28 protein-coding genes and 1 other RNA gene are annotated in these 26,497 nt (G+C 50.2%); 16 read left to right on the top strand and 13 right to left on the bottom strand.

Translation table 11 applies throughout. The features are described 5' to 3' along the window. Positions 1-49: 49 nt before the first annotated feature. Both MKY59_RS09545 and MKY59_RS09550 read right to left on the bottom strand, forming a co-directional pair. Entirely contained in the window at positions 50-235 is a 186-nt protein-coding gene (locus tag MKY59_RS09545; RefSeq protein WP_236418152.1) for a hypothetical protein, read from the bottom strand. A gap of 1 nt (position 236) precedes the next feature. After that, entirely contained in the window at positions 237-470 is a 234-nt protein-coding gene (locus tag MKY59_RS09550) for a hypothetical protein (protein WP_236418150.1), read from the bottom strand. A gap of 163 nt (positions 471-633) precedes the next feature. On the opposite strand from MKY59_RS09550, the gene MKY59_RS09555 reads away from it, so the two are divergent. Next, positions 634-831, top strand: a complete 198-nt coding sequence (locus tag MKY59_RS09555) for a cold shock domain-containing protein (RefSeq protein WP_236418149.1) — start codon at positions 634-636, stop codon at positions 829-831. 124 nt (positions 832-955) lie between these two features. Here the strand turns inward: MKY59_RS09555 and MKY59_RS09560 are convergent, their stop codons facing one another. Together MKY59_RS09560 and MKY59_RS09565 are read right to left on the bottom strand one after the other, a co-directional pair. Next, positions 956-2,125, bottom strand: coding sequence for an MFS transporter (locus tag MKY59_RS09560; RefSeq protein ID WP_339277267.1), 1,170 nt, complete (start codon positions 2,123-2,125; stop codon positions 956-958). 40 nt (positions 2,126-2,165) lie between these two features. Further along, positions 2,166-3,503 carry a multi antimicrobial extrusion protein MatE gene (locus MKY59_RS09565; protein WP_339277268.1) on the bottom strand — a complete coding sequence of 446 codons (1,338 nt, stop codon included), beginning with the start codon at positions 3,501-3,503 and terminating at the stop codon, positions 2,166-2,168. A 179-nt stretch (positions 3,504-3,682) separates the two neighbouring features. On the opposite strand from MKY59_RS09565, the gene MKY59_RS09570 reads away from it, so the two are divergent. Both MKY59_RS09570 and pfkA read left to right on the top strand, forming a co-directional pair. Next, a complete protein-coding gene (locus MKY59_RS09570; RefSeq protein WP_236418143.1) occupies positions 3,683-4,762 on the top strand; it encodes a tetraprenyl-beta-curcumene synthase family protein in 1,080 nt (359 codons plus the stop codon). Positions 4,763-4,817: 55 nt separating this feature from the next. After that, positions 4,818-5,789 carry a 6-phosphofructokinase gene (gene pfkA, locus MKY59_RS09575; RefSeq protein ID WP_236418134.1) on the top strand — a complete coding sequence of 324 codons (972 nt, stop codon included), beginning with the start codon at positions 4,818-4,820 and terminating at the stop codon, positions 5,787-5,789. An 86-nt stretch (positions 5,790-5,875) separates the two neighbouring features. Here pfkA and MKY59_RS09580 read toward each other — a convergent pair whose 3' ends face one another. The 3 genes from MKY59_RS09580 to MKY59_RS09590 all read right to left on the bottom strand — a co-directional run bounded on the left by MKY59_RS09580 (position 5,876) and on the right by MKY59_RS09590 (position 8,600). Continuing rightward, positions 5,876-7,246: an MATE family efflux transporter gene (locus MKY59_RS09580; RefSeq protein WP_236418526.1), complete on the bottom strand. Its 1,371-nt coding sequence runs from the start codon at positions 7,244-7,246 to the stop codon at positions 5,876-5,878. 165 nt (positions 7,247-7,411) lie between these two features. Beyond that, complete coding sequence (locus MKY59_RS09585; RefSeq protein WP_236418123.1) at positions 7,412-7,600, bottom strand: hypothetical protein; 189 nt, start codon at positions 7,598-7,600, stop codon at positions 7,412-7,414. A 178-nt stretch (positions 7,601-7,778) separates the two neighbouring features. Further along, positions 7,779-8,600, bottom strand: coding sequence for a YitT family protein (locus MKY59_RS09590; protein ID WP_236418121.1), 822 nt, complete (start codon positions 8,598-8,600; stop codon positions 7,779-7,781). Between the two features lie 313 nt (positions 8,601-8,913). Here MKY59_RS09590 and MKY59_RS09595 point away from each other — a divergent pair, with 313 nt between their 5' ends. The 4 genes from MKY59_RS09595 to MKY59_RS09610 all read left to right on the top strand — a co-directional run bounded on the left by MKY59_RS09595 (position 8,914) and on the right by MKY59_RS09610 (position 12,329). Beyond that, the gene (locus MKY59_RS09595) at positions 8,914-10,479 is read left to right on the top strand and encodes a DEAD/DEAH box helicase (protein ID WP_339277272.1); all 1,566 of its coding nucleotides are present in this window, start codon (positions 8,914-8,916) and stop codon (positions 10,477-10,479) included. A 221-nt stretch (positions 10,480-10,700) separates the two neighbouring features. Next, positions 10,701-11,525 (top strand): DUF624 domain-containing protein, encoded by an 825-nt coding sequence (locus tag MKY59_RS09600; RefSeq protein WP_339277273.1) that lies wholly within the window; start codon positions 10,701-10,703, stop codon positions 11,523-11,525. Between the two features lie 49 nt (positions 11,526-11,574). Beyond that, a non-coding RNA gene (gene ssrS / locus MKY59_RS09605) (6S RNA) lies at positions 11,575-11,765 on the top strand. 171 nt (positions 11,766-11,936) lie between these two features. Continuing rightward, positions 11,937-12,329 carry a DUF1499 domain-containing protein gene (locus tag MKY59_RS09610; protein WP_236418091.1) on the top strand — a complete coding sequence of 131 codons (393 nt, stop codon included), beginning with the start codon at positions 11,937-11,939 and terminating at the stop codon, positions 12,327-12,329. Positions 12,330-12,405: 76 nt separating this feature from the next. On the opposite strand, the gene tpx is transcribed toward MKY59_RS09610, so the two are convergent. After that, on the bottom strand, positions 12,406-12,924 hold the full coding sequence (gene tpx / locus MKY59_RS09615; protein ID WP_236418089.1) for a thiol peroxidase: 519 nt from the start codon (positions 12,922-12,924) through the stop codon (positions 12,406-12,408). Positions 12,925-13,073: 149 nt separating this feature from the next. Between tpx and MKY59_RS09620 the strand changes: the two genes are divergently transcribed. Next, positions 13,074-13,700, top strand: coding sequence for a rhomboid family intramembrane serine protease (locus tag MKY59_RS09620; RefSeq protein WP_236418087.1), 627 nt, complete (start codon positions 13,074-13,076; stop codon positions 13,698-13,700). A gap of 69 nt (positions 13,701-13,769) precedes the next feature. Then, positions 13,770-14,678 carry a LysR family transcriptional regulator gene (locus MKY59_RS09625; RefSeq protein WP_236418077.1) on the top strand — a complete coding sequence of 303 codons (909 nt, stop codon included), beginning with the start codon at positions 13,770-13,772 and terminating at the stop codon, positions 14,676-14,678. A gap of 44 nt (positions 14,679-14,722) precedes the next feature. Here the strand turns inward: MKY59_RS09625 and MKY59_RS09630 are convergent, their stop codons facing one another. Both MKY59_RS09630 and MKY59_RS09635 read right to left on the bottom strand, forming a co-directional pair. Then, positions 14,723-15,403 carry a zinc metallopeptidase gene (locus tag MKY59_RS09630; protein ID WP_236418075.1) on the bottom strand — a complete coding sequence of 227 codons (681 nt, stop codon included), beginning with the start codon at positions 15,401-15,403 and terminating at the stop codon, positions 14,723-14,725. A gap of 29 nt (positions 15,404-15,432) precedes the next feature. Then, entirely contained in the window at positions 15,433-15,861 is a 429-nt protein-coding gene (locus tag MKY59_RS09635) for a MerR family transcriptional regulator (protein WP_236418524.1), read from the bottom strand. 349 nt (positions 15,862-16,210) lie between these two features. On the opposite strand from MKY59_RS09635, the gene MKY59_RS09640 reads away from it, so the two are divergent. Genes MKY59_RS09640 through MKY59_RS09650 form a run of 3 tightly spaced genes read left to right on the top strand, consistent with a single transcriptional unit; the run spans position 16,211 to position 19,476 of the window. Continuing rightward, positions 16,211-17,611: an ammonium transporter gene (locus tag MKY59_RS09640; RefSeq protein ID WP_236418073.1), complete on the top strand. Its 1,401-nt coding sequence runs from the start codon at positions 16,211-16,213 to the stop codon at positions 17,609-17,611. A 42-nt stretch (positions 17,612-17,653) separates the two neighbouring features. Then, positions 17,654-18,742: a DUF294 nucleotidyltransferase-like domain-containing protein gene (locus tag MKY59_RS09645; protein WP_339277274.1), complete on the top strand. Its 1,089-nt coding sequence runs from the start codon at positions 17,654-17,656 to the stop codon at positions 18,740-18,742. After that, positions 18,739-19,476: an exonuclease domain-containing protein gene (locus MKY59_RS09650; RefSeq protein ID WP_339277275.1), complete on the top strand. Its 738-nt coding sequence runs from the start codon at positions 18,739-18,741 to the stop codon at positions 19,474-19,476. The genes MKY59_RS09645 and MKY59_RS09650 overlap by 4 nt, the downstream gene beginning before the upstream one ends. Here the strand turns inward: MKY59_RS09650 and MKY59_RS09655 are convergent. Further along, positions 19,462-19,950, bottom strand: coding sequence for a M67 family metallopeptidase (locus MKY59_RS09655; protein WP_339277277.1), 489 nt, complete (start codon positions 19,948-19,950; stop codon positions 19,462-19,464). The genes MKY59_RS09650 and MKY59_RS09655 overlap by 15 nt on opposite strands. 198 nt (positions 19,951-20,148) lie before the next feature. On the opposite strand from MKY59_RS09655, the gene MKY59_RS09660 reads away from it, so the two are divergent. Continuing rightward, positions 20,149-20,700 carry a TlpA disulfide reductase family protein gene (locus MKY59_RS09660; protein ID WP_236418058.1) on the top strand — a complete coding sequence of 184 codons (552 nt, stop codon included), beginning with the start codon at positions 20,149-20,151 and terminating at the stop codon, positions 20,698-20,700. A gap of 98 nt (positions 20,701-20,798) precedes the next feature. On the opposite strand, the gene cimA is transcribed toward MKY59_RS09660, so the two are convergent. After that, positions 20,799-22,418 (bottom strand): citramalate synthase, encoded by a 1,620-nt coding sequence (cimA, locus tag MKY59_RS09665; RefSeq protein WP_236418056.1) that lies wholly within the window; start codon positions 22,416-22,418, stop codon positions 20,799-20,801. Between the two features lie 364 nt (positions 22,419-22,782). On the opposite strand from cimA, the gene MKY59_RS09670 reads away from it, so the two are divergent. The 3 genes from MKY59_RS09670 to MKY59_RS09680 all read left to right on the top strand — a co-directional run bounded on the left by MKY59_RS09670 (position 22,783) and on the right by MKY59_RS09680 (position 26,092). After that, the gene (locus tag MKY59_RS09670; RefSeq protein ID WP_339277280.1) at positions 22,783-24,090 is read left to right on the top strand and encodes a DNA polymerase IV; all 1,308 of its coding nucleotides are present in this window, start codon (positions 22,783-22,785) and stop codon (positions 24,088-24,090) included. A 117-nt stretch (positions 24,091-24,207) separates the two neighbouring features. Further along, the gene (locus MKY59_RS09675) at positions 24,208-24,450 is read left to right on the top strand and encodes a ferredoxin (RefSeq protein ID WP_236418054.1); all 243 of its coding nucleotides are present in this window, start codon (positions 24,208-24,210) and stop codon (positions 24,448-24,450) included. Between the two features lie 220 nt (positions 24,451-24,670). Further along, complete coding sequence (locus MKY59_RS09680; RefSeq protein WP_339277281.1) at positions 24,671-26,092, top strand: L,D-transpeptidase; 1,422 nt, start codon at positions 24,671-24,673, stop codon at positions 26,090-26,092. A gap of 62 nt (positions 26,093-26,154) precedes the next feature. On the opposite strand, the gene MKY59_RS09685 is transcribed toward MKY59_RS09680, so the two are convergent. Next, positions 26,155-26,292 (bottom strand): hypothetical protein, encoded by a 138-nt coding sequence (locus MKY59_RS09685; RefSeq protein WP_236418049.1) that lies wholly within the window; start codon positions 26,290-26,292, stop codon positions 26,155-26,157. Positions 26,293-26,497: the final 205 nt, after the last annotated feature.

The raw sequence follows: 26,497 nt of genomic DNA on the forward strand, positions 1-26,497 counted from the left end.
AAAATACCCGAATAGTATGGCCGGAGGATCGCTGAAATATTTGGGAGCGTCAAGCGCCCATGTTGAACAAGAAGTAAACGATCAGAAAAAAGGCGAAGCCGATCATGAGGGTAGCAATGAGGGCCATGCCCCGTTTCAGCTTGGCCGGGATGGACTCCCGCCCCAGGATCAGTACGATCCCGAGGGAGAAGGCCAGAATAATGAAGATGAACGCATTGCTTGAATCAAGCTGCATATCAAACCTCTTTGAAGGCGGCCATCAGACGCTGCCATTCTTCCTCGCGGTTTTCGAAATCTTCTTTCGGGAAGCGGCGTTCGGCCCACTGCATCAAGGCAGGACGGCTCAGAAACGTATGGCATTCCTCGCCCCACTGGTCGGAAATTTCGCGCAGCACCAAATATTTGCCCTGCACTTCAACGGTCATCATGTTCCACTTGTCGGTTTTGTATATTTCATGTTTTTTGATCATAGGTCGTCTCCAAACTTACGGTTTTGGTAAAATGATACCGTACCCTTAGATGCAAAGCAAATTTTTTCGCATTCTTTGGAAAAGATAAATTGCAATGTGCATGGTCATACAGTATAATGATGGTATTCACCACAGATGGTGATATTTTTAGGAGGTTGTTCATTTGAAAGGTACAGTTAAATGGTTTAACGCAGAAAAAGGCTATGGCTTTATTTCCGTTGAAGGCGGCGAGGACGTATTCGTACATTTCTCCGCAATTCAAGGCGACGGTTTCAAAACTTTGGAGGAAGGTCAAGCGGTTGAATTCGAAATCACTGAAGGAAGCCGTGGTCCTCAAGCAGCTAACGTAATTAAATTGTAAGATCTATCCGCCCGGCGGATCTCTTATAAATGATTGACCGATAGCTGAACATTAGCAATCAAGCACAGTCTCCCTTATGGGTGGCTGTGCTTTTTTTGGTTCGGTTCAACCAAGCCCCACCCGATTACGTGCGGCGGAGCATGTGGAAGAACAGTTGGAGCGCGAATCCGATCAGGGCGGCGAATGCAAAAGCCATCGCCGTCAAATAAAACGTTTCCCTGCCGGCATGTTCCAGAAGCAATCCGCCCAATGTGCCGCTGAGCAGTCCTGATGCGCTGGACCATACAATCGTGAACAGGGCCATGCCGGTCGCCCGGTAATTGTCGGGAACGAGCCGAGTAATGTAGCGGACAGCGGTCACATAGAAAACGCCGAAGGTCAAGCTGTGCAGAAACTGAACCATGATGACGGTAGCGGGCGTATCTGCCATGGACATCAAGAACAGCCGGATCGTGTACATCAGTGCGGCAAGAGCAAGCAAAGGCAGCTCTTTATAGCGGTTGCCGTACTTGCTGAGCAGCAAAAACACGGGAATTTCGCTTACGGACCCAATGAGCAGGGACCAGCCGATGACCCCTTCGTTCGCTCCGAGTTCCTTAAGCGTGATCGTCAGAAAGGCTTCGTTCATTCGGTGGCCCAGGGCAAGCAGGAAGGTACAGCCGAAAAAAAGCAATACCTCCCGGCTCTTCAGAATCGACCATAGCCCGGAAAGCTCCATCTTGCTGCTGCTCGCCACAGGCTGATCCTGAAGCTTGAATCCGATAAGCAGCGTGGTTGTCACGATGGCAATACATATCCACATCGTCCAACCCGGTCCGAAGGAGCCGAGAAAATATCCGATGGCCAATGCAAAGAAGGCATACCCGATCGAACCAAAAACCCGAATGGACGTAAAGTTTTTGCCGTATTTGCTGGCCGTGGTGATCGCCATCGTATCAGCCAGGGGGTAGACCGGATAATAGAAAAAATAAAAAAGGGTGACCAGGACGAACACTTCGCCAAACGTTGTTGCATTGGCAAGCAGCACACCCATGATCAACTGCCCGGCCAGCAAAATGATCATCACTTTCCGCACCGTTTGGTATCGGTCGCTGGCCATGCTCCAAAACATGTTGGAAAACACGGAGATGAGCGGACCGATTCCATACAGGTAGCCAATTTCGGCCCGGCTGAAGCCCAGATGGCTGAAAAACAGCTGGAAATAGGACACAACGAGCACGGTGGACCCGAAAATGGTGAACATGAGTGCCCGCAGCCAGCTTTGATCCGGACGGGCGAGAGGACTTGAATTCATGGTTGACATACTCCAATCTCGTAGTTGAAATCCGTTGTTCCTAAAGGGCGGAGGATTTTCCGCCCCTGCCTGCCGATCTCATCGTAGGCTCCTGCTGCGTGCGACGGATGACCAGCCACACGATGACCAGTTCGGCAAACAGACCCAGGGATTGCGCGATGGCGCCGATCATGCCGTTCCAGGACGGAAACAGGTTAATCAGGATAAGCAGAACAATCATAGTGCATATTGCATTGGCGGCCTGGGATCGGAACATCGTTTTGGTCTGCCCGCGCAGCAAAATGAGGCCGTTGCTGAAATCCAGGAACGGGGAGATCAGCGGAAACAGCACAAAGGCGCGCAGGGTCCATAAGCTCTGTTCCAGCAGATTGCCTTCCACGCTCATGATATGTTCCAAAACCCATGGGCCTAGCGGCGTATAGGCGATAGACGTCGTCATCGCAAACGGAACGAAGCCCGTGACGAGCGCGAACTTTTTGACGAGCGTGGCATTGACCTCATAGAAGTTCAGCACGATCTGGTGAATATAAGTAAAGAAGCTCAGCATGAGCTGCATCAGGCTGCTTGCTACCGCAAAGGAGGAGATCGCCAGTGCGATGCCCGTCGTTTTGCCAAGCGCGATGTTAATGACCGGGCCGATGAACAGCGCGACGAAGCTGGACAGGAGCAAAGGTTTGTAAAAGCGAAATACTTGCCCCTTCGTTTCTACCGGATGATCTTCCAATTTGGCAGGCATGTTCCGTTTGATGCTGTTTCCTTCGACAAAACTAACCAACGCCTCAATAATCATGCCGACCGCAAAAATGATAGCGCCTACACGACCGCTGTTAATGATATCCGTATAGATGAAATAGAGGGAAAGTCCATACATGCCGGCAAGCCGGAACAACATGCCGAACGTTAGCCATTTCGTGCGGTTATTCGTAATGATGATGCCTTGATAGATGTTACGGATGACCGAAAATATGCTGACATACATCAGGATCTCGTATACATCGATGACTTTGGTCAAGAGGTCGGGACTAACGCCGAACAAATATTTGAACACGAGCGTTCCTACGGGGGAATACACGATCGCAAAACCGATCAGAAGCACGCAGGCCAAAAATATTTTCGTGACGAAAGCGAGCGCCTGAAAAGAAAGGCGGTCACGAACCAGCGCAGAGCAGGTTTGCCGCAATAAAGTGGAAGGGCGCTCGGTTAAGGTCAGCAGGCTTCCGGCGATTGCATAACTGGCAATGACCGTTTCCGGGTGCGCCGAGCGCGCCAGCGTGCTGTTAATGATTACGTGAGAAATGGTGACGAGAGAGGCGGAAATGCCGAGCGGCACGAAAAAAGCAAATAACCGTCTCCATGAGAGCGGTTCACCTGACGTCATGTCAACGACTCCTTTTATGGATGAAATAAAGTTAGTATACCACAAAGCTTATGCAGTGGATGCGATTTTTTGCCGTGCCGGCAGGGCAGATCATTTGTACAATTAGGGGGATCATATTATAATAGTAGTGGTTTAAAATCGCTTTATTACGTATTCAATCAAGTGGAGGCACATTTAATTTGAGCCAATTCAATCAAAGCCGCCATCAATATCCGCGGGGACCGCTCGATTTGATGAGGAAGGTGTACAGGAACACCATTCCGGAAACCCGGAAGGAACTGGACGGTTGGAGAGCAGCGGCGGAGCGCATTCCGAACGAGGAGCTGCGCAATCAAGCCTTGGCCAGCCTCAGGGACAAGCAGTTTCACTGCGAAGGGGGCACGGTATATGCCTTGCCCGACATGAACCAGAGGCACATTCTGATCCCGCTTATCGTTTCTTATCAAACCATTAGTGATTATTTGGACAATCTATGTGATCGCAGCACGTCGATGGATCCCGGCGATTTTCGCCTGCTTCATCAATCGATGCTTGATGCGGTTAACCCGGAGGCTTCGCCTGTCAACTATTACGCGCTTCGCGAGGAGCAGGATGACGGAGGATACCTTCATTCCTTGGTGACGCGGTGTCAGGAGCTGACGCGCCAGTTGCCCGGCTACGAGGCCGCCAAACCTCAAATTCAGGATCTGGCAGGTCTATACACGGACCTGCAGGTATATAAGCACATCAAACCCGAGCTGAGAGAAACGGCGCTGCTTGAATGGTGGTCAAAGCATCGTCACCGCACGCCTCAGCTGCGCTGGAACGAATTTGCTGCCGCGACCGGTTCCACGCTGGGCGTTTTCATGCTATTCTTGGCTGCAAGCGACGGGCACCTGACGGAAGAGCAGGCTGCTTTGATTCATAGAGCCTACTTCCCGCATGTGTGCGCACTGCACATCTTGCTTGATTATTTGATCGACCAGGATGAGGACCGTGTGGGCGGAGATCTCAACTTTTGCAATTATTACGATCATGTTGAGACCATGCTGGACCGCATTGCTTTTATCGTGGAGATGGCACGCAGCGATGTGCGGAACATTCCGGGGAATTCGTTCCACCGAATGATTATCGAGGGACTGCTGGCCATTTACCTGTCTGATCCCAAAGTCAGCGAACAGCAGGAAGTTCGCGCCGTATCCAAGCGTTTGATGAAGAAGAGCCCGATGACCCGGGTGTTCTTCTTCGCGTTCAGCCGCTGGATTCGCAAAAAAATGTAAGTCAGGCGTTTTTGTTGCGGGAGCCTGAAGTGAAACTAGAGGAGGAAGAAACATCATGTCAGCAGTAAAAAAAATCGCAGTTCTAACGAGCGGTGGCGACTCACAAGGAATGAACGCAGCTGTTCGTGCCGTCGTTCGCAGTGGTTTGTACCATGGTCTGGAAGTCTACGGCGTGCAGCGTGGATACCAGGGTTTGCTCAACAACGACATTTTCCCTATGGATTTGCGCAGCGTTGGCGATATCATTCAGCGCGGAGGAACCGTCTTGCAATCGGCCCGCTGCAAAGAGTTCTACACCGCTGAAGGACAACAAAAAGGGGCGGACATTCTGCGTGCGCGCGGCATTGACGGCCTGGTCGTGATCGGTGGAGATGGCTCCTACAACGGGGCAAACAAATTGAGCAAATTGGGCATTAACACCATGGGACTTCCTGGAACGATCGACAACGACATTTCGTTTACGGATTACACCATTGGCTTTGATACAGCGGTTAGCGTAGTTGTCGATGCGGTTAACAAATTGCGCGACACGATGTCCTCCCATGAACGTTCTTCCATTGTTGAGGTTATGGGACGCCATTGCGGCGATATCGCACTGCATGCCGGCCTGGCTTCCGGCGCGGAAACGATCCTGGTGCCGGAAGTTCCATTCGACATGGACGAAGTGGCAGAGCGCATGAAAGCAAACTTTTCACATGGCAAACGCCACAGTATCATCGTTGTTGCCGAAGGTGTAGGAAAAGGCGAAGATGTAGCCAAAGAATTGATGGAACGCTGCCCGACCTATGAACCGCGTGTAACCGTGTTGGGACATATCCAGCGCGGCGGGACTCCAACGCCGTTTGACCGCAACCTGGCCAGCCGTCTGGGCGATTTCGCCGTACGCTCACTGATTGAGGGAGAAACAGACAAAGCTTGCGGAATCATCAAAGGCGAGCTTGTATTGACGGACATCGATAAAGTGGTCAACACCAAAAAACAATTCGATTTGGACACTTACGAGCTTGCGATTCGTCTGTCCCAATAAATCCGGCATCATGCAAGAAAGAGCACGGCACCACTTGAAGTGGGCCGTGCTCTTTCTTTATGCACCGCATGCGGAGCGTCATCGGTTTATCGTTGCTGAACGTGGTTGCTGTTCTGCTGCGCCGCCATACGCTGCACGACAAACAGGCGATACAAGAGAGCGACAGCCCCCACAGCAAGACCAGCGATCAGGCCGATCCAGTACCCAAACGGGCCGAAGGATGTGTACGTTGCCATGAGATAGCCGACGGGCAAGCCGATAATCCAATAAGCGACAAACGTAATGATCAGAGCAGGATTTACATCCTTGTACCCTCTGAGCGCGCCTTGCGTCGGGGTTGCGATGGCATCTGAAATCTGGAAAAAAATGGCGTAGATCAAAAAGTGCTGGGTTAGCCCGATGACGTCGGCTTCTTTGGAGTACAGCCGGGCTACCGTTTCGCCGAATATCAGGAGCAGAGCGGCGGTAACCAGAGAAAGCAGCACTGCGCCTCCAATGCCTAGGAGACTGTATTGTTTGGCGTCCTTCACGCGGCCTGCTCCCGATTCATAGCCGACAAGGATGGTAAGTGCCATGCATATGCTTACCGGCAGCATGTACAAGGTTGATGCAAAATTCAGCGCCGCCTGGTGCGCCGCTATGGTTACCGTATCGAATCGGCTCATGAGCAACGTGACGGCGGCAAAGATCGAAGTTTCGAAAAAGGTGGCAAACCCGATCGGGATGCCGATTCGCAGCAATTCCTTCCACTTGCTCAGCGATACGCCACACCATTTTCGGAAAACTCCGTATCGGGCAAACGGCTGAATCCGATGCACAAAAAATATGCTGATCAGAAAAATCAACCAATAGGTGCTTGCCGTTGCAACGCCTGCTCCGACCCCGCCCAATGCGGGAAAACCCCAGCGTCCGTAGATCAGCAAATAATTCAGAACAATGTTGATCGGAAGGGAGATCAACGTAATCAGCATCGTGACTCTCGTTTGCCCCAGCGCATCCATGAAACTGCGGAGCACGGTATACCCGAACAGCGGTAGAATGCCGAAAGCAAGCGCGCTCAAAAATCCATGAGCGACTTCTGCAACCCGGAAGTCCAGAGGCATGGCGTCCAGAACGGGGTTTAGCAGCAGAGCGCCAGCGCCGAGCACAATCAGTGCAACCGCGAGGCCAAGGTATAGGGCCTGCAACGTGCTGCGGCCGATCTCGTCATAGCGTTTGGAGCCAAGAAGGTGCGAAACGATGGGAGTGATCCCCATCAAAATGCCGTTAAGCCCGGTCTGAACGGGCATCCAGAGGCTTGTGCCGATAGCGACGCCGGCCAGATCGGCGGGAGAGAAGCGCCCTGACATGTTCGTATCGAAGAACGACATGGCAGACAGCGATATTTGCGTCGTGAAGATCGGTAAAAATATGATCAAAAACGGTTTGATTTTTTGCGAAAAGCTCGTTGTTAACATGTTCACGTGAAAGGCCTCTCTGTTCTGAATAATATCATCAAGCTGTCGTATTGAAAGCGCACAGCTATTCATTGTAGAGGATTTTCATTCGTTTGAATAGACGGGGAAACAAAAACCGCCTCCAACCGGGCATTCCCGGCTGAAGGCGATTTGTTCATCTTTGAATTATTGAATAAAACTTTCGTTCTGATGTTCGCAAATACTGTATTGAATAATTTCCATTGCGTCCCCTTGCTCCAGAATGCCCATTCCATCCCGGAGGACAATGAGTGAGTCCAGCTCATTCGGTTTCAAGAAAGGGAGCATCTCAGGGCACCATCTGTTGACGATTTCTAACAGTTTCACCGTTTCCATCTCCACAACAATCACCCTTTCCTACTCGAATTCCAAACATGGTAACTCATTCGGCGAGAATTGGAAAAGCATAAGGCCTGTGAAATTGAAGGGCAGTTCCCTGCTATACAATCATATTTAGGAGCTGTGCACCATTATTATACCACAAAGTTACGAATTGTTAATCGGACAGAAACCTTTATCCTCTACGGAACGAGCCCATTACGCCAACCGTTTCCACAATGTTAACAAATGCGTTTGGGTCGGTTTCCTTGATAATGCGTTTGACTTCGACGAGTTCATACCGCGTGGTTACTGTCATTAACATGTCCTTTTCAATGTCGGTGTATGCTCCTTGCGTTTTGATTTTGGTGACGCCGCGCTTGTGTACAAGCATTTTTTTGAGCATGGCCTCGGTTTCGTTGGTCACAATATACAGCGTGACTTTGACATGGCTGATATGGATGAGATCGAGCACTTTGCCTGTAATGTATATCGACAAAATGGAGGCCAGGGCGATGTTCCAGTCATCGTTCAGGTAACCGGCAAGCAAAATAATGGCCCCATTCATGCCGGCCATTACGGTTCCGATCGGAAAATCGCGATTGCGGGTAAAGATCGAGCCGACAATGTCAAGACCGCCGGTCGAGCCGCCAACCCGGAATGAAATGCCTGTTCCCAGTCCGACCAGAACTCCCCCGAAAACACAGCTCAGCAATGGGTCGTCCGCTACGGTAATGATTGGCAGAAAGCCGATAAACCACGAAGTGGCTAGGACCGAAACAATGCTAAGTATAATAAAGCGCCTTCCGAGAATGAACCAGCCTGCAATGAGCAGTGGAATATTCAGGACAAAGTACATCACGCTCAGATTTAATGCCGTAAAGTAGCCAAGAAGCATGGATATGCCGGAAACCCCGCCGCTAAGGAGCTGATGGGGAATCAAGAACCAGTTAAAGCCGCACGCAATGGCAGCCGCGCCAACGATGATCGCCAGAAAATGCCAAATCATTTTGGGCAATTTAATCACCTCATTTTAGTTTTGAATCAGATCGCTGGTAATCTTGATTTGTTTTGTGATATAATAATTTGTGGATATTCTTGAGTAGGAAACTTTTTCCAATTGGAACGGTTAAAATTTAAAGTGTTTCAACGTATGCTATGTAGTTTTAGTCTTATGTTGGGGGCCCATTCACGAATTCGGCAACAAGGTAAAATTGGTGAAATGAAATCGGCGTTGTGGGAAACCCTATAAATATTAACGCTACTTAAGAATACAGACAACAAAGTGGATTGTCCACCATGTCCACCCTATAGAAGGAGTATGAATAATTTTGACAAATTTCTCAGAATTCAATTTGGAACCACTGGTGCTGCAAGCGATCACCGAACTCGGATTTGAAGAAGCGACTCCGATTCAGGCAAAATCGATTCCAGTAGCTCTGACGGGCCGTGATTTGATCGGTCAAGCTCAAACAGGTACAGGTAAAACGGCTGCTTTCGGTATTCCGCTGATCAGCAAAATTTCCAAAAACGACGAAAAAATCCGTGCCCTCATCATGGCGCCTACCCGCGAACTTGCGATTCAGGTTGCCGAAGAGATCGAAAAACTTACCCGCTTCAAGGGCCTGCGCTCCCTGCCTATCTACGGCGGACAAGACATCGTTCGCCAAATCCGTGCCCTGAAAAGAAAACCACAAATTATCATCGGTACGCCAGGACGTCTCCTGGATCACATCAACCGCAAAACGATTAAGCTTGAAGACGTACAAACCGTTGTACTGGACGAAGCGGATGAAATGCTGGATATGGGCTTCATGGAAGATATCCAATCCATCCTGAAGCAAGTGCCGGACGATCGTCAAACCATGTTGTTCTCAGCGACAATGCCTCCTAACATCCAGAAATTGGCTCAACAATTCCTGAACAACCCAGAGCATGTTTCCGTCATTCCAAAACAAGTTAGTGCACCTCTGATCGACCAGGCTTACATTGAAGTGCCTGAGCGCCAGAAGTTTGAGGCGTTGAGCCGTTTGCTCGACATGGAATCCCCGGAGCTCGCCATCGTGTTCGGTCGTACGAAACGCCGTGTGGACGAATTGGCTGAAGCGTTGCAAAAACGCGGTTATTCCGCTGATGGTCTGCATGGTGACTTGTCTCAAAATCAACGCGATACCGTTATGCGCAAATTCCGTGACGGCAGCATCGACGTTCTCGTGGCAACGGACGTTGCGGCGCGTGGTCTGGACGTTTCCGGCGTAACTCACGTTGTGAACTTTGACCTTCCGCAAGATCCGGAGAGCTACGTTCACCGTATCGGCCGTACGGGCCGCGCTGGTAAAGAAGGCGCAGCATGGTCGTTCGTTACTCCGCGCGAGATCGATCACCTGCACTTCATCGAACGCGTGACGCGCCATCGCATTCCGCGCAAACCGCTGCCTACGCTTGCTGAAGCAGTAGAAGGCAAACAGCGCGTAACTGCAGAACGTCTGCTTGAAATCATGCAAACCGGCGAGTTGAACGAATACAAAGGCATTGCCATTCAATTGCTGGAACAATACGATTCCGTTCAATTGTTGTCTGCGGCATTGAAGTTGCTGACTGGCGACAAAAAGGATGCGCAAATCGAATTGACGCCGGAAGATCCGATCCGTGCAAAACGCCGCAGACCAGATGTGCGTTCCAGCGGACGCAAACCATCCGGTTACAACGGCAACCGTAGCGGTGGCGGCGGCGGATATAACCGCGACCGCAACAGCAATGGCGGACGTGGCGGATATAACCGCGATCGCTACAGCAGCGGAAGCAGCAACCGCGAAGGTGGCTATAACCGTGACCGCAAACCGCGCACAAACAACAATGAAGGACGTCGCCCTGCACGGGAGTCTTCTTTCGAATAATAAAGCATGACTAAGAATGGAGCAGGTTTCCTGCTCCATTCTTTTGTTTTGCCTTCGGGCAGGGACTTTCTGAGCCGAGGTTAACGATACGGATGATTTGCTTATGCAGGCAGCTCGCTTAGACAGCTCTTTTCGGGAAGTGCTGGCTTTTCCTATCCAGAATAGAGTATATTAATATTAGAGTTTACGTTAGAAGCAAGGCTGTGGAGGAGGAGAAATGTTTGGAATTTAAAGGAGCTATGGGCGGGATCTATCGGCTGACAGAGTGGATTACGAGACTGGCCGCAACCAACCTGTTGTGGGCGATTTGCTCGTCGCCGTTCTTGTTTTTCTTGATCATGAAGCTGCTGGTGATGCAGCAGAATCTCGCCAACGAATCATTGCAAATGAACTGGGCTATCGGTATTGTGGCACCGCTTACACTTTTTCCGGCGACTTCGGCACTGTTCACGGTTGTCCGGAAGTGGAATATGGGAGATACGGATGTACCGATTTTCCGTACTTTTTTTAAAGGGTACAAGGAAAATTACAAACAGAGCTTGCTCGGGGGTATTTTCTACACGGTGCTGTTTGTTGTCATGTATCTGGATTATACGGTTTACATGACGCAGTTCCGAAACATGCAGCTTGTCGGTATTATTATGTTGATTTTGCTGCTGCTGCTGTTTGTGTCCTTGTTCAACTTTTTCTCGATGGTTGTTCACTATCATATGTCCATCGGACTCATTATCAAAAATGCGGTGCTTTTGACACTGATCAGACCGTTCCGCGTATTTTCCACACTGCTCGGAAGCGGATTGCTGTTCTATATCGGCTTTAGTTATCCTGTATTGTTCATCTTCTTCATCATTAGCATTGTTGCCTGGTTTGCCTTCTTCAACTTCTATGCCACATTTAACAAGATGCAGGAACAAATGCAGAAGATGCAGCTGCAGAAGGAAGAAGAGGAAGCGGCTCTGGCTGAGGAAAAAGGGGACGAACGGGCAGACGGAAATCCGGCCAGTGAGGGACCTGCCGATAAATCCGATCGGGAGCAGGTTAAATAATCTTGATGAGCGGCATTTACTTTTGCCGCGGTTAGGGATATAATAACTGTACATCCTGCGATGTACGTTTCGGTTAATCGTTGTTTTGAACCAATGATGATGTCTTCGGGAGATCTACATAGAATGTTGCTGAAAAGCCCTGTCTATATGACAAGGGGACTTCAAACACATTTTTGCGGTCACCCACCTGCCAAGCAGGTTCATAAGACAATGTAGCCGGACGGCATAGGCGGGTTCTCTAACAGACGTACAGCACCCTGACTGCTTCCTTTGGAAGGAATTCAGGGTGCTTTTTTTGTGCGTAAACCATTCTGGTTTTGTTAAAAGTGCTTCATGCTCTTTTGTTACTACCTGAACAATGATACACTAGTATACATAAATGGAACGGTTACATTTAAAGGGGGAAGGGTCTTGTCATTAAAGAGAACGTTCGTTGGCATCATCCGAAGTATGGAAGGGACCAGTGATCGAGCCAAGGATCCCAAGATGAAAACGCGGTATTATAACATGTCCAAAGATAAAGCCTTTGAAGAAGTGTCTTCGACGCTGAAAAAGATTCCCGGATACCGTGTGCTGCATGAAGTGCCTTCGGTAGGAGAAATTATTCTGGAAAAGCGCACGTCGTTTGGCAGAACGATGGATATTACGGTGTCGATCATTTCGGTAAGTCCGGTACGCAGCGCGGTGGATATGTACTCGGCTTCCCGGGGATCTTTTGGGGATTTGGGCTCCAATTATCGAACGATCCTGAACTTATTCTCGGTGCTCGACAAGAAGCTGGCTCAGTTTAAAGTGCATGAATGAGTGACTGAGGATCAAAAAAACAAAAGCGAGAGAAGGTAAACCTTCCTCGCTTTTGTTCTGAATGCGCAGCATTGTTTTACAGCAAAGCTTTGACGGCAGCAATAGCCTGTTCAAAGTTCGGGGAATCCGCCATCTCAGGCAAATATTCCACATATGTAATTTTGTCGTTGGCATCTACAACAAAAATGGAACGCATGTCCAATTGGAATTCCTTGATCAGGACGCCGTAGCTTTGGCCGAACGAACGCGTTTTGTAGTCGGACAGGGTGACAACGCGATCCACACCAGCAGCCCCGCACCAACGCTCTTGCGCAAACGGAAGGTCAACGCTCACGGTCAACACAACCACATTTTCTCCGAGCTCTCCGGCTTCCACGTTGAAGCGGCGTGTCTGTGCATCACATACTCCGGTGTCCAGGGAAGGAACAACGCTGATGAGTTTGATTTTTCCGGCATAGTCTTTCAAAGTTGCGTCTTCGAGCAGGTTTTTGCTCAGTGTGAAATCAGGTGCCTGATCGCCCACTTTCAATTCAGGGCCGATCAGAGTAATAGGGTTGCCTTTGAATGTGGCTACGCCTGTACGTTCTTGTGACATAATAATGTTCCTCCTTTTAATTGGTGATCCGTGCCAAAATCCATTATAATCTTTTATGAGAGGCATTGTCCAATATGGAGGCCGTTTCATGATTATGATTCGGTTCACCGAATGGTGTTCCGAAAAGGGTGGAGTGAACCTATAGACCTATGATATTTATTCGGTACGAGAACTGGCGGAGTTATTTGAAATTTTTCCCGCTGACATCTTTGTTGTTGTTGGCCAACGTTATTATGTTCATCGTGCTGTCCTTTAATGGCGGTTCGACAGATTTTAGAACGTTACTGGAGTATGGCGCCGTGACGAACGATCCGTCTTTTGAGGGAGAGTGGTGGCGTTATATCACGTCCATTTTCATGCATTCGGGTTTTGACCATTTATTTTTCAACAGCTTTGCGTTGATTGTGTTTGCACCTCCTATGGAGCGGCTGTTAGGATCGTTAAGGTATGGGGTGCTGTATCTTGCAAGCGGCGTGTTAGGGAATGTGATATCGGTGGCATGGTATAATTCCGCAAATATGCTCACGATATCCGTAGGGGCATCAGGGGCGATCTATGGCATCTATGGGGCATTTTTGTACGTCGCCTTATTCCAACGGTCGATGATGGATGAAGCGTCGCGCAAAACCCTGTATACGCTGCTTGTGTTCGGGATCATTTTTTCGATTGCTATGTCGGGTGTTAACTGGATGGCTCACCTCGGCGGTTTGCTCAGCGGATTTTTCATTTATGGCCTAATGATCAGACTATGGAAACCCCGCATGTTGAAGAGGTAGCGTTTAAAGTTTCATGGAGTATACAAAGTAGGATAAGAAGGGTAATAGCAGATTGGAGAGATCAGGCGAGTGGAATTAAGACAGTTGCATTACTTTGTGAAGGTGGCACAGAAAGAGCATGTAACTCAGGCTGCAGAAGAGCTGCATGTGGCGCAATCTGCCGTGAGTCGCCAAATTCACCAGTTGGAGGAGGAGTTGGGTGTTGACCTTTTTATGCAAAAGGGTCGTAATTTGCAGCTGACTCCGGTTGGCCAGCTTTTTTGCAAACGGGTCGAAGGTATTTTGAAAGACCTTGATAAAGCCGTGGGCGAAGTGCATGAATTTCTGGACCCGGAGCATGGCGAGATTCGCATCGGTTTTCCGCACAGTCTGGGCATTCATTTGATTCCCTCGGTTGTGGCGGCATTTCGGCAGCGTTATCCAAACGTTAAATTCAGATTTAAACAGGGCATGTTTCCCACGCTCATTCGCGACGTATTATCGGCTGAAGTGGATCTGGCGTTCATTTCTCCGTTTCCCGAAAAGCATGATCAGGTAGCGGGGGACATTGTGTTGACGGAAGAGCTGCACGCCATTCTTCCTCCGAATCATCCGTTGGCCGGCGAGAATGAAATCGAGCTGCAGCAGCTTAAAGATGACAAATTTGTATTGTTCAGCAAAGGTTACTCTCTGCGCCCGATTGTTTGGCATGCCTGCTTGGAGGCAGGGTTTACGCCAAAAATTGCCTTCGAGGGGGAAGAGACGGACACGATTCGGGGACTGGTAGCTGCAGGAATGGGTGTTAGCTTGCTTCCCGAAATGTCCCTCTTTGAAACCAAACCATTGCAGCCGGCCCATGTGGCTATTTCCCAACCGAAAGTGACGAGAACGATTGGGTTAATTCATCGTGCAGATGACAAACTCCCGCTTGTCGCTCAATCTTTTCGCACATTCCTGCTTAATTATTTCGGCTTGCACAAAAACAATACCCCGTCCTGATCAGGACGGGGTATTGTTTTTGTTGTATGATCTACAAACGACCATTAGTCGCGGTTGTTGAAGATACCGATATAGCGGATCAACTCCAGCAGGGAGATCAGTGCTGCTGCCACATAAGTAAGAGCTGCGGCATTAAGTACCTTCGCTACGCCTTTCTCCTCTTCATTGCGAATGTAACCTTCGGATACCATAATTTCTCTGGCACGGTTGCTGGCATTGAATTCGACCGGCAGCGTAATAAGCTGGAAAGCCACGGTGACCGAGAAAAAGATGATCCCCAGACCGATCAGATTGAATGCGTTGAAGATAAATCCGCCAAGCAGCAGGAAAGGAGCGAGTCCGGATGCAAAGTTCACGATCGGGAAAATCCGGTGACGCAGCGCCAGCATAGGGTAACTTTCCTTGTGCTGGATGGCATGGCCTACTTCGTGGCAAGCGACCGAAATGGCCGAGATCGAATTTTCGTAATATACAGGTTCCGAAAGCCTGACGACGCGGTTAATTGGATCGTAGTGGTCAGACAACGCGCCGCGAACAGGTTCGATCGGAACGTCGTGCAGGCCGTTGGTATCCAACATGTGGCGTGCTGCATCATATCCGGTCATCCCGCGTTGGTTCGGTACGTCAGACCAGCGGTTAAATGTACCTTTAACGCGGAATTGCGCCCAAACAGAGAGGCCGAATGCCAGCATGATCAGTATTAGCATACCCGAGTTAAAACCCATATTCATTCCTCCGTTTTCTTTCTTAAATATTACATCATGGTGTTTTCGAGCAAGATTTTCAACGCTTCCATCGTGCCGGCGCTTTTCGCGAGAAGTCCGGTGATCATCTTGCGTGATTGTGAGGGCTTCATCTCTCCAAGCAGCGGCTTAAGTTCGTTGACTTCCCGCTCGAGCTGTTGAACATGAAGCTCCAGGCTGGACAGTTTGCTTGCAACCTGTTCTTCGGTGCTTACCAGGCTCCACTTTTCCAGCGTCTGTTTAATCTCTTCGAGACTATACTTCTCTTGCTTCATCTGTACAATACGTTCCAGCCTAGTTAAGGTTTCATTACTATAGAGACGATAATTTTTTTCGGTGCGCTCTTCTGGAGCGATCAGGCCCAATTTGGTGTAATAATCAATCGTCCGTTCGCTCACACCAGCGGTCTTGGCAAGTTCGCCAATCCGAAACAGTTTCATATCCCCCAATGATATTCACCTCTTTTGCAGTTCAAATGTAGGGAATTGGTCATTCCGATTGCGGTAAAGCGGCATCCGCCCCATTACGATCTATAGATATGATACATGATTTTTAACCATACAGTCAAACGTTACGCTTTAGCAAAAAGGGATCGTGTTATCTATGTCTATGTGCTTATTGGACATGATTATGTACTTAAGTACAAGAAAAAGACGTAAGACTTTATGGCTATAAAATATTTTCGGATTTGCTGAAAAAACCCTTGTCAACTTTCCTGACTCCTGCTTATAATGACATTAAGAATTTCACGACATGTGAAGAAAACTAACACTTGAGGGAGTGGGGTACATGAGAAAGAAATGGTTGGTTTCGATGTTAGCAATGCTTACCTTGTTGGCTTTCCCGGTCAGTGCTTTTGCGGCAGCCGAGGGGCCGACGAACGTCGAACTCCAAAGCGGGTTGAACTCGGCCTTTACGTTTCTGGCGGTAGTGCTGGTGTTCTTTATGCAAGGGGGATTTGCTTTACTTGAAGCAGGCTCCACAAGAATGAAAAATGCAGGACATATTGCGGGTAAAACCATCCTGACATTGGGAATTTCGGTCATTGCCTTCTGGGCATTCGGATTCGCTCTTGGCTTCGGCAACGGAAATGGATTTTTCGGAACGACAGGTTTCTTCCTGAGCGGAGATCAAATGGCAGCATCTTTTGAATCCCTGGCCTTTTCCGATGTACCGCTGACCGTCAAATTTGTATTCCACCTCGCTTTTGCGGCGGTATCCTTGGCCATTGCGTGTGGTGGCATGGCTGAACGTGCAAAAATGAGCGTATATATCGTATTTGGAGCCCTGTACACCATCATCATGTACCCTGTTGTCGCTCACTGGGTATGGGGCGGCGGCTGGCTCGCGGAACTGGGCATGCAAGACTTCGCAGGTTCCACCGTCGTTCACTTGACGGGTGCCACTGCAGCGCTGGTAGCAACGATTCTATTGAAACCTCGTATCGGTAAATACAACAAAGACGGTAAACCTAACATTATTCCAGGTCACAACCAAGTCTATTCTGTGCTTGGCGTCATCATCCTCTGGATCGGTTGGTTCGGTTTCAACCCGGGCAGCACGCTGTCTGCAATGGGAGACGGATTCTTCGGTTACGTCGCTTTGACGACCAACGTAGCTGCTGCGGCTGGTGGTGTAGCTGCACTTCTGATTTCCTGGGCAGTACTTGGCAAATCCGACATTCCTAGCATGCTGAACGGTGTGCTTGCGGCGCTCGTAGCCATTACAGGTGCTTGTGCCTTCGTTGAACCTTGGGCCGCTTTGGTCATCGGTGCTTTGGCAGGAATTATTACATTCTTTACCGCTCAATGGTTTGACCGCAAAGGCATCGATGATCCAATCTACGCGTTCTCCGTACATGGTATAGCCGGTATGTGGGGCGCAATCTCCACAGGTTTGTTCGCAACGCCGGAACTTGCCGAAACTGTAGGAGTAGGCCAAGCGGGTCTGTTCTACGGTGGTGGATTCCATCAATTGGGAGTTCAGTTGCTCGGTCTCGTAGGCGCATTTGCCTTTGTGCTGGTATTGTCCTTCATCATCCTGGGCGGAATGAAAGCGATTATGGGCATTCGTGTTACGGAGGAAGAAGAGACCATGGGTCTGGACATGAGTGAGCATGGGACTTACGGTTATCCTGAGCAAATGAAAAGTCTGGAAAATAAATCGGGAAGCGGAACGTTCAGCTCCTAAAAGGTGGGCATTGAAATGAATCACGCTGCAAGGAGGCTGGACATGATGGAACCCATTCCGTATATCAATCAATCCTGGTCCTTTGAAGGAATTGACGGTGCTTCTTCTTTTGAAGAACTGCGCCAGGCGCGCGTATTATTGCAGAATGAGCTCCAGGGATTGTTGTCCGCTTCCTTGTCGCCGATCGAGTGGTACCAGACGGTAAATGAGCTGCATGACCGGATTTATCGGAAAGCAGTGGAGCTGTGCATTCAGGGGATGGTAGAGGAGGGCTTCGGTCAGCCTCCCGTCCCCTATGCCTTTATCGTGTTTGGAAGTTCGGGCAGGGAAGAGGCAACATTGTGGAGTGATCAGGACAACGGCATGATCATCGATGATGCCCCGCATGACGGGAAAGAAGCCTATTTCGCGGAATTGGGACTTCGGCTCAGCGATACGCTGGAACAACTAGGTTATGCCAAGTGCGAAGGGAAGGTCATGTGCTCGGAAGCGTTGTGGCGCAAAACGCTGGAGGCATGGAAGAAGCAATTGCATGATTGGCGAACGGATCTGGCTTGGGAACCTGTTCGCAATCTGATCATCGCATCGGATATGCGATTTGTGGCAGGTGAGCAGAGTCTCGCCGAGCAATGGGTTGCCGCGTTCTACGAGGGGTTTAGAACCGTGCCGGAGTTGTCGGATGCCGTGCTTCGCAATACGGTAAAACATAAAGCTACGCTTAACATTCTGGGCCAGGTCGTCACTGAGCGGTTTGGCGAACACGCAGGCGGTTTCGATGTGAAATACGGCGTTTATATTCCTCTCGTGAATAGTGCACGTTTCCTTGCACTTCAGCATGGAATCAAAGAGACGTCAACGCTCAAACGGCTTCAGCGGCTGATGGTGCTTGAAGCCGTGCCGATGACGCTGTCGGATGCGGCACAGCGGGCATTCATGAGCGCGCTCAAGCTGAGGCGCAGCACGCCGATTGCTCTAAAGGACGGGTTGCAGCACAGCAGCGGGTTTTTGGATGAAAAACAGCTAAAGCAAAAACAAGTGCATTTTGAGCTCAGGGAAACGCTGGGACTGGTTAGGAGGGTACATCGTGCCCTTCAAAGACAGCTGCGTTTCACGGAAAGGAGACGTTCATGAGAGAGCCGGCTAGGGGCAGTACTGGATTCTGGAATTCGCTGCGTCAGGGAGGGGTGCCTTCCGCCATCGCTTCCATGATGGGGGCCCCTACGGCGCAACACATGGCCTTTATCCGCTCGATGATGCGGGAGCAGCGGAAGCCGGAGGCGCTGCATACGCCGCTGCGCGAGCTTAATGCGGTCGTGTTCGATCTGGAAACGACGGGTTTTTCCCCGCAGCACGGGGATGAAATTCTTTCGTTCGGTGCGGTACGCATTTGCGGCGGGGAGGTTGTGGAAGGAGAACATTTTTATACGTTGGTCCAATCCAAAACGGCCGTTCCTCCGCACATTACCGAATTGACCGGCATCACTCAGCAAATGACATCGGATGCGCCTACATTGCTCGAAGGGCTTCATGATTTCATGTCCTTTGTGGGCGGCAACGTTCTTGTCGCCCACGCGAGTGCCCATGATCGCGCTTTTCTGAACGCTGCATTATGGAAAACATCCAAGGTAAGGCTGACCCACAGGTTGATCGATACGATGATGCTGGCACGCTGGCTGGAGCCGCAGCGCCCGGGATATGGGCTGGATGAGCTGCTGGAGTCCCGCGGCATTCCGATCCAAGGCCGGCATCATGCGCTTGAGGATGCGAGAATGACGGCGCAGCTGTGGTCATGTTATCTGGAAGACATGACTCGCAAAAACGTGGAAACGTTAGGCGATCTGTATACCCAGTTAAGTCACGCTTAGGGGGGTTGGTTGCAAGGCATACGATTCAGTCGAGGCTGACAGGCTGCCTTTTTCCGGCGCTTTCATGATTTCATAGCCGCCGAGCAGCATCCGGGCATTGGATGAGCTTGCTGGAACGGGTGACCCGATGAGATAGATACGCAGCAGTCCCGCAAACGAGGGGAGGTTGTCCAAGTCTCTCGCCGATGGAATCGGAGAGGTGCGCGGATGGGAATGAAATATGCCGATGAGCTGCTTTTCCTGGAACACGCAGCGTATCCATTCAGCCTCGTCCATGACGAAGTGATGCAGCGGGTCAGGCGCTACGTTGCGAATGGGCTTAAACCGGCTGATTCGCATGCCGCCCGCTGCAGCTTCACCCAGCACAACCCCGCAGGCTTCTTGCGGCAGTGAAGAGAACATGTGCCTCGCCATTTCCTGCTCTATGGAGCGGGGGATGTAGATCATGTTTTGCTGTCCGTGAAGTGCTGCCATTTGTATTCACCCCTCTCTCTTTGGCTCCTGCTTCGGCAGGGGTCCTTTTTTGTCTGGTGTCGATTGTAAAATTTTAAACGAAAAGGGTACAATATAAAAGGACGAATGTCATCGTATTCAAGGAATGCGTTTGCAGCATGGAGGGGACAAGTCCGGATCGTGGCTTTGTTTTGCGATTACAATCAAAGGTGGCTTGCCATGAGAAGAAATCTGTACATCATTTTGGGGGTTGTGCTGTTGGTAGGCATAGCCGTCGCTCAAAATAAAGGTGAAGAGATTGCCGCTGTGTTCAGCCAGGAGAAGCCGTTGCCCACGAAGACCGGGCCGCAGGCCGGTTTGCTGGCGCCTGCTTTTTCGCTTCAGGGTATGGATGGCCGGACGTATACGGCAGGCGGAGCAAAAGAGAAGCCGATCCTCGTCAATTTCTGGGCCTCATGGTGCGAGCCGTGCAAACAAGAGGCGCCTGGACTCAACCAGTTGGCTGCCAAATATCAAAATGATCTCGACGTCTACGGTGTGAATGTAACGCCTTATGACAAACTGAAAGATGCGATGGCATTTGTGGACAACTATAAGCTTACGTTTCCGATTTTACTCGATGAGGATGGATCGGCCTACGCCAAATATAACGGTGTTGCTTTCCCGACGAACGTGTTGATTGATGGGAATGGGGTCGTGCAAGAGATTATTCTCGGCATCCTGCCTGAAAAGGAATTGGAGAAGAAGATCAAGAAATTGATTAAAGGATAATGGCAAGAAAAAAACAAAAACACCTGTTTTCCGAATGGAGAAACAAGGTGTTTTTGTTGTGCAATGCATCATATTTTCCGGGAAATAGCCATTTCGCCTTAATGATTGCTAAGACCATGAGCGGCAGTGTGCACGATGCCGGGCCCGTCCTGCAATTCTTCCTGAAGCAGCGCATAACGGAAGCTGTGTACGAGAGCTTCCCAGGAAGCTTCGATGACGTTTTCCGAAACGCCGACGGTATTCCACGTATCTTCCGTGTTCTTGGATTCGATCAATACACGAACCTTGGCGGCCGTTGCATCTTTTTCATCCAGTACACGCACCTTATAGTCGGACAAGTGCATATGAGCAAGGGAAGGGAAGTACTGCACCAACGCTTTCCGAAGGGCGTTGTCCAGCGCGTTGACCGGACCGTTTCCTTCTGCAGCAGTGTATACGCTTGAACCAGCTACGTTCAGTTTCACGAATGCTTCGGAAACGACCGGCTTGCCGGCTCCTTTTTCCACGAGCATTTTGAACGACTCAAAGGCAAACAGCTCCTGAATGTCTCCATTCGCTTCACGGATCAGCAATTCAAGGGAGGCATCCGCACCTTCGAATTGATATCCTTGATGCTCCAGATCCTTGATTTTGTTAATGATCTGGCGGGAATCTTCACTGTTCGGATCGAATTCAAGACCCAGCTCCTGCGCTTTGGATACGATGTTGCTTTGTCCCGCCAGCTCCGACACCAGCACGCGCTGTTTGTTGCCGACGAGTTCCGGTTCGATATGCTCATATGTGCGGGAATCCCGTAAAATCGCGGAGACGTGGATGCCGCCTTTGTGCGCAAAAGCCGAATTGCCGACATAAGGCTGGTTGGTTGGCATGTTCACATTGGCGATCTCGCTGACATAACGGGCCACATTGGTCAGTTGCTTCATGGATTCCTGGGAAACGCACTCGTATCCCATTTTTAATTGCAGGTTCGGAATGATCGAGGCAAGGTTTGCATTTCCGCAACGCTCGCCATACCCGTTCATCGTACCCTGCACCTGTCTGGCGCCAGCTTGTACGGCACTTAACGTGTTGGCCACCGCCAATTCGCAGTCGTTATGCGTGTGGATGCCGAGATAGGCCTCGGGCAGGCGGTTTGCCATGACGGATACGATTTCATACACCTCATGCGGCATCGTTCCGCCATTCGTATCGCACATCACCAGCCAATCCGCTCCGGCTTCGTGGGCTTTGCTCAGGACGGCTTTTGCATAATCGGGATTATGTTTATACCCGTCAAAAAAATGCTCGGCATCAAAGATGACCTCCATGCCGTTTTGTTTCAGAAAGGCGATGGAATCATATATCATGGACAGATTCTCTTCCAATGTGGTTTGCAGTGCCGTATGCACGTGGAAATCCCATGATTTGCCCACCAAAGTAGCCGCATGCGCGCCTGATTCGAGAATTCGCTTCAGGTTTGCGTCTTCGCTTGCAATGCTGCCTTTGCGGCGCGTGCTGCCAAATGCAACGATTTTGGCGTTGAGATGCAACTCTTTGACCCGTTTGAAAAATTCAATGTCCTTGGTGTTGCTGCCCGGAATTCCGCCTTCAATATAATGGGCACCCAGATCATCGAGCTTTCTGGCAATTTTGAGCTTGTCGTCCGCGGACAGACTGACGCCCTCTCCTTGCGTGCCGTCACGTAAAGTCGTATCGAAGATGGAAATGGCCTTTGACATGAAGATCCTCCTTTAAAGGTAAAGCTACTTTTTTTCGTTATGTTTGGGTGAATCCTTCGATCCTGCAACGCTACACTGTATTAAATTCGCAAGATGAATTTGTCCTACCTTCGGGAATTTGTATAATTTATTATTATAGCACCATTGCCGCCAAATGCCACATGCAATTCTCATTTTGATGTTACAAATGGTTTTGCGTGACGGTGAACACACTTTGCGGCAGTTGAAAAGCATACAATAGGTGCATTCCGATGATTGTGCATGCCCAGCCCTTTCGCTGCATACATGATTTTACATAACGTTCCTTGGTATAATGGGAAGCAGGTCTATAGAAAATAGACGATAGGACCGTACGAAGGGCGGGATGTCATTGTCTTCCGAAAGAACCCGGCATGCTGATGTGGAGCGTTACTATCCTGCAGCCGGAAGGGTTATTTTGCATGTCGACATGAACGCATTTTACTGTTCCGTGCATGAAGCCGAGGAACCGGAGTTGTACCGGGGCAAGGCAACGGCCGTAGCTGGAAGCAGCGAGGTGCGCAAGGGCGTGATCGTGACCTGTTCTTATGCGGCCCGAAGCAAGGGGATTTCTACAGGTATGGTCGTCCACCAGGCACTGCGCAAATGCCCGGATTTGATCGTTATTCGCCCGGACTTTCATTTGTATCGGCAGTACTCGAGAGCATTCATGCAAATTGCATATAGCTTCACGCCGCAGTTGGAAGCCACCTCGATCGACGAGTGTTACCTTGACATTACGGGATCGAAGCAGTTTGGAACCCCGCTTGACATTGCCGAAACGATTCAGCGCCGCATTCGTGACGAACTCGGGCTTCCTTGCTCGATCGGCATTGCGCCTAATAAGCTGTTGGCCAAAATGGCATCCGATATGAAGAAGCCGAATGGCATTTCGATACTGCGCATGAGGGATGTTCCTCATATCCTGTGGCCGAAACCATGCGGGGAGCTGTTTGGCATCGGACGAAAAACGGCGGAAAAATTGAAAAAAATAGGAATCGAAACGATTGGCCAGTTGGCGCAGTCGGATGAACGGATGCTGGTCGACGTTTTTGGCATCAACGGGACCTGGTTGAAAAATTCGGCGCAAGGCATCAATCATTCGCCCGTTCAGCCGGAGCGGGAAGCAAACAAGTCCATCGGGCACACCACCACGCTGCCTGCCGATATCACCGAAATAGACGACGTGCATCGGGTCCTCCTGAATATAAGCGACCAAGTGGGAAGGAGACTGCGCCGGCACGAGATGCTGAGCCAAGGCATACAAATCACCATTCGAACACCCGAGATGAAGACGATTACCCGATCCCGCATGCTGGATGTGCCAACCGAAGACGCAACCGTCATTTACCGCGAAGCCTGTACCCTTTTCGCCAGGCACTGGGGGAACGGAAAGCCTGTCCGGATGCTGGGGATCACCCTTCAGAATCTGATTCCACGCGAGGAGAGCGCGGTTCAGCTGGATTTGTTCGATTATGAGCAAAAGCCAAAAAAGGAAAACCTGATTCGCATCATGGACCAACTTCGGGACAAGTTCGGGGAAAATGCCGTCGTCACGGCAGGCATGCTTGGGGATGACCCTTCCGTCCTGCTTCGAAATCACAAGGTTCGCGGAACGTCGCTTCAAAAAGACAACTTGCAAAGTCCGGAGTAAATGAGGCATAATGAAGTCTTGAGTCGTTAAAATGATTTGTAATTATTCTTGCTTTGTATTAATATGTTTCTAGATAAAATCACTGTTCGTTTTTGAATTTTAGGAGGAGAGATTGTAATGAGCAAATATACTTGGGTTGAAAAAGATACATGCATCGCATGCGGCGCTTGCGGAGCAACGGCACCCGACATCTATGATTACGACGATGAAGGTTTGGCAGAAGTGATTTTCGACGGCGATGCCAACAGAGGCGTGGTAGCCATTCCGGACGACCTGTTCGACGACATGCAGGATGCATGCGACGGCTGCCCTACAGATTCCATTAAAATTGCGGACGAGCCTTTCAATAAAGAAGGTTAATCTTTATCATATGTTGTTTTGCAGAGAAAGCATGTTCTGCTGTCCCGATGACAGCGAATATGCTTTTTTTTTTGCCATTGAAGCTCTTCATTCATATTGGGTCGGCAATTTTTGTCGAACGGGTAAGGGGTCCGGGTACTGAAGTCCTATGGATTTGTTGACTTCTTTTGCCGATATATCTAAGGTATAACCTGAAAAAGGCAAAATGACGGAGGACCGGATGCAAAATACTCATTTGCGAAGTTATGTGAAGAAACATCCAGATAATAAGATGGCCTGGTATTTGCTGGGCAAAGAATATCTTAATGAAGGCCAGGAAGCCAAGGCCAATTATTGTTTTCAGCAGGCCGGAGAGGTATATGAAGCGTTCGAGCGCAGCAAGGCGCCGGCTGACATTTGGGTAGATTACCAGAACAAACTCGTTGAAGCCGCGGAGCAAAAGGAGAAAAAACGCCGCATGCGCAAAATGTGGCTGACGCTGCTTATGCTGCTCATGCTGGCTGGATTGCCACCCGCAGACGCGCCGGGTTTCGCCCGGGATGCGGGCGATGCGTTGGCCGCGGCGCTGGATTCCGCGGAAGACGAGGAAGCGGCCGCGAAAGATCAGGATGCCGCGGCCGCTCTGCAAGCATCCAATACGTTTACCGCTGCCGGCTTCGGCGGCGGCAGCCTGGGGGAAGGTGCACTTGCTTCAGCGATGTCGGATGCGAACGAGGGGGTGCGGACTACAGCGGTGCTCGGGATGAAGGCCTCTGGGGACTGGATGCTGTGGAAACGCGACATGCCCGTAAAATATATCGTGCAGACGACGGGCAAGGGCAGGCTTACCGCTCAGAGCTACGACCCGAAGCAATGCGAATGCGAGCCTCCGGACGTTTCGAATAAAATCAAGCAATTGGCCCAGGCTTGGACGGAGAAACAGGAATCGGCAGCCGCCTTGTCCAGTGCCATCGCTTCCTACCATAAGAAAAACGGGGCATGGCCCAAAAGCTTGGGCAACCTGACGCGGCCGTTTCCAAATAACATCTTGGGTGAAACCATGCCGGGCATGAGCGAAATGTTTCCTGAACTGCTTGCTTTGAACCAGAACGCAAATGCATCGAATCCATCAGGCGGTAAGCAGGGTAATGGCGGCGATACGGACTCCCGAGCAGGCGTTTTTGGCGATACGCTCGGAGGGCAGCCGTTTTTGCAGGAACGATTGCGAATCGTGGTGGATAAGAAAAAGCACAGGCTTGCGGTAATCAGCGGCACAACCATCATCCGCAATTATGAAGTGGGTTTGGGAGGCGAACGAACGCCGGAGGGGAGTTTCGCCATTTCCGACAAAGTCGTCAACCCCAACGGTCGCTCTGACGGCGAATTCGGGACGCGAGGCATGCAATTATCGGATACGAATTATGCCATTCACGGCACGAACGAACCTGACAGCATCGGTCTGGATGAATCTTTGGGATGCATTCGGATGAGCAAGGGGGATGTGGAGGAGCTGTTTGCTCTTGCTCCGCAAGGGACCCCTGTTCAGATCGGGAATGACCTGCTGCCCGAGGAAACGCTCGTTCCTGGCGACAAGGAACGTTACCGGGATACGCTGGTTCCCAAGCAAAACAACCCGAATAAAACGTATCACTGGTTGAATTGACCTGGCAGCAGATCATTCGTGAAGCGTGGTTATGTAGATGAGCAGGCCCTGGATTGGATTGGTCACAGGTTGGCGATAATAATAAGCGCGCTGATGATGATGATCAACCCTACAACGCTTGCTGCCGTCCAAATAATGGCTTTGCGATTGACTTCTTCTTTTTTCTGCTGCAGCGTGGGCGGTTTTCGTTTGGGAGCCATGGGCATATCCTCCTTTATTAACATCGAGCCTTGCAGTCGAGGCCACTGCTTTCATTGTAAATAAATCATCACGTTATTTCCAGTATGCGGTTGTATTTGTTCCCCGGGCGCTGCCGATATGAGACATGGTTTCAGTAGGGCAAATGCCTGCGTCTATGCGCAAACTACTTTCCTTTTAGGTCAGAAACGGATAGACTTGGGAGTA

Origin of the sequence: Paenibacillus sp. FSL W8-0426 (assembly GCF_037969725.1) — a bacterium.
Classification (GTDB): domain Bacteria; phylum Bacillota; class Bacilli; order Paenibacillales; family Paenibacillaceae; genus Paenibacillus; species Paenibacillus hubeiensis.

Excerpts from the sequence above, each read along its gene's own strand:
- MKY59_RS09585 (WP_236418123.1), bottom strand. The coding sequence starts at position 7,600 with ATGGAAACGGTGAAACTGTTAGAAATCGTCAACAGATGGTGCCCTGAG.
- MKY59_RS09685 (WP_236418049.1), bottom strand. The coding sequence starts at position 26,292 with ATGGCTCCCAAACGAAAACCGCCCACGCTGCAGCAGAAAAAAGAAGAA.
- MKY59_RS09670 (WP_339277280.1), top strand. The coding sequence starts at position 22,783 with ATGTCATTGTCTTCCGAAAGAACCCGGCATGCTGATGTGGAGCGTTAC.
- MKY59_RS09640 (WP_236418073.1), top strand. The coding sequence starts at position 16,211 with ATGAGAAAGAAATGGTTGGTTTCGATGTTAGCAATGCTTACCTTGTTG.
- MKY59_RS09620 (WP_236418087.1), top strand. The coding sequence starts at position 13,074 with ATGATATTTATTCGGTACGAGAACTGGCGGAGTTATTTGAAATTTTTC.
- MKY59_RS09630 (WP_236418075.1), bottom strand. The coding sequence starts at position 15,403 with ATGGGTTTTAACTCGGGTATGCTAATACTGATCATGCTGGCATTCGGC.
- MKY59_RS09645 (WP_339277274.1), top strand. The coding sequence starts at position 17,654 with ATGATGGAACCCATTCCGTATATCAATCAATCCTGGTCCTTTGAAGGA.
- MKY59_RS09675 (WP_236418054.1), top strand. The coding sequence starts at position 24,208 with ATGAGCAAATATACTTGGGTTGAAAAAGATACATGCATCGCATGCGGC.
- MKY59_RS09580 (WP_236418526.1), bottom strand. The coding sequence starts at position 7,246 with ATGTTAACAACGAGCTTTTCGCAAAAAATCAAACCGTTTTTGATCATA.
- MKY59_RS09660 (WP_236418058.1), top strand. The coding sequence starts at position 20,149 with ATGAGAAGAAATCTGTACATCATTTTGGGGGTTGTGCTGTTGGTAGGC.
- MKY59_RS09565 (WP_339277268.1), bottom strand. The coding sequence starts at position 3,503 with ATGACGTCAGGTGAACCGCTCTCATGGAGACGGTTATTTGCTTTTTTC.
- cimA (WP_236418056.1), bottom strand. The coding sequence starts at position 22,418 with ATGTCAAAGGCCATTTCCATCTTCGATACGACTTTACGTGACGGCACG.
- MKY59_RS09680 (WP_339277281.1), top strand. The coding sequence starts at position 24,671 with ATGCAAAATACTCATTTGCGAAGTTATGTGAAGAAACATCCAGATAAT.
- MKY59_RS09560 (WP_339277267.1), bottom strand. The coding sequence starts at position 2,125 with ATGAATTCAAGTCCTCTCGCCCGTCCGGATCAAAGCTGGCTGCGGGCA.
- MKY59_RS09650 (WP_339277275.1), top strand. The coding sequence starts at position 18,739 with ATGAGAGAGCCGGCTAGGGGCAGTACTGGATTCTGGAATTCGCTGCGT.
- tpx (WP_236418089.1), bottom strand. The coding sequence starts at position 12,924 with ATGTCACAAGAACGTACAGGCGTAGCCACATTCAAAGGCAACCCTATT.
- pfkA (WP_236418134.1), top strand. The coding sequence starts at position 4,818 with ATGTCAGCAGTAAAAAAAATCGCAGTTCTAACGAGCGGTGGCGACTCA.
- MKY59_RS09545 (WP_236418152.1), bottom strand. The coding sequence starts at position 235 with ATGCAGCTTGATTCAAGCAATGCGTTCATCTTCATTATTCTGGCCTTC.
- MKY59_RS09635 (WP_236418524.1), bottom strand. The coding sequence starts at position 15,861 with ATGAAACTGTTTCGGATTGGCGAACTTGCCAAGACCGCTGGTGTGAGC.
- MKY59_RS09655 (WP_339277277.1), bottom strand. The coding sequence starts at position 19,950 with ATGGCAGCACTTCACGGACAGCAAAACATGATCTACATCCCCCGCTCC.
- MKY59_RS09550 (WP_236418150.1), bottom strand. The coding sequence starts at position 470 with ATGATCAAAAAACATGAAATATACAAAACCGACAAGTGGAACATGATG.